We start from the raw sequence: 1309 nt of genomic DNA on the forward strand, positions 1-1309 counted from the left end.
CGAGAAGGAGTCTGGTGCGCACGACGGTAGCGTCCGCGGTGGCAAGCCCGCGTTTGGTGAGTCGTCGTTCAGATGGCGAACAGCTTCGCTCTGGCTAAGTTCGCGTGCCAGCGGCTGTGGATTGGCCGCGCTGCTGCGCCTTCATAGCTGCTAACCGCTCACGCATCGCTCGGCTGGCGTGTTGGCCGAGCTGCCCGCGGCAGCGACGACCATAGTGGTGAAGTCGCTCGACCATCTCGGCAATATTCACCGGTTGGCCGTTGACGAGGACCGGCGTCTGCATCTGGTCTCTAGACAACTTGCTGCTGGCCTGCAGCTCGGGTCGCGATTCGAGCGCCAGGTGCCAAAGCAAACGGGTGTAGGCCGTCAGGGTCATCGATACGCAGCCGAGCTTTTCGGGGCCTGCGGCGTCCTCGGTCCGCTCGCCGGCCTCACCAGCTGCCGCCTCTGTCGACGTTTGCTGCGTCTGCGGCGGGTGTTCGATTGGCGCGAGCCACAGCGACGTGTCGGGAAGACCTTCTTCCAGCGTCCGCATCCGCTCGCCGATCGAAACCTCCGCGTAGTCGTCGAGTGAATCGGTCATGCGGGCTCGCAGCGGATTGAGGTCCACATAGGCCATGCAGGCCAACACATCGGCCTCGTCCTCCAAACGGTTCAGTTTGAAGCGTTCTTCGAAGAACCGTCCGGTGCATTCGTCTTCGATATTGCACTGCCGAGCGATCGTCTGACACATCAGCCGAATAAACCAGGAGATGCTCGACAGTCTGGACCGCAATTCGCTTACATACTCTGCGTCGTTGACGATCTTTGCGATCTCGCATTCGCGGATGGCTCCGCCCTGTTTGTTCTGGCAGTGTTTGCGAGAGGTGACCGATAGCCAGCGAATAGCCACCTCACGGTCACTCAGCTTTTCGACTTGATCCGGCCGGTTTCGCAGCACGCAGTGCCAATGCGTCGACATGATAGCATAGGAAAGAACGTCTATCGCGAACCCTTCTGATAGCGCACAAAGTCGCTGTCGAAACGCTTCGCGACGGTAGGAATAGTCGATCCCTGTGAACGGATCGTACCCGTGCAGATAGCTCCGGCGGACGGTGCGGTTGTAAGCGTGATAGATTCCTACTTCGTTCGGATCAAACGTCTCAGATCGGCTTTTTCGGGACATCGTCGCAGTCTCCAATGAGAGGGAGAAAAGTAGACACCTGTATGGTATCGCCACCCGCCACACGGACAATAGAAAACCCCTATTTAGAGCTGTCCTCAACCACTGATATCGAACTAACACCAGGCCATGCATAGGCTTACGGAC

At 58.6% G+C, this 1309-nt stretch carries 1 protein-coding gene; it reads right to left on the reverse strand.

All coding sequences use genetic code 11. From position 1 onward, the window contains the following. Nucleotides 1–94: 94 nt before the first annotated feature. Nucleotides 95–961, reverse strand: a complete 867-nt coding sequence (locus GE027_RS22555; protein ID WP_153559488.1) for a hypothetical protein — start codon at nucleotides 959–961, stop codon at nucleotides 95–97. Between the last annotated feature and the right edge of the window lie 348 nt (nucleotides 962–1309).

Origin of the sequence: Roseimaritima sediminicola (assembly GCF_009618275.1) — a bacterium.
GTDB lineage: Bacteria > Planctomycetota > Planctomycetia > Pirellulales > Pirellulaceae > Roseimaritima > Roseimaritima sediminicola.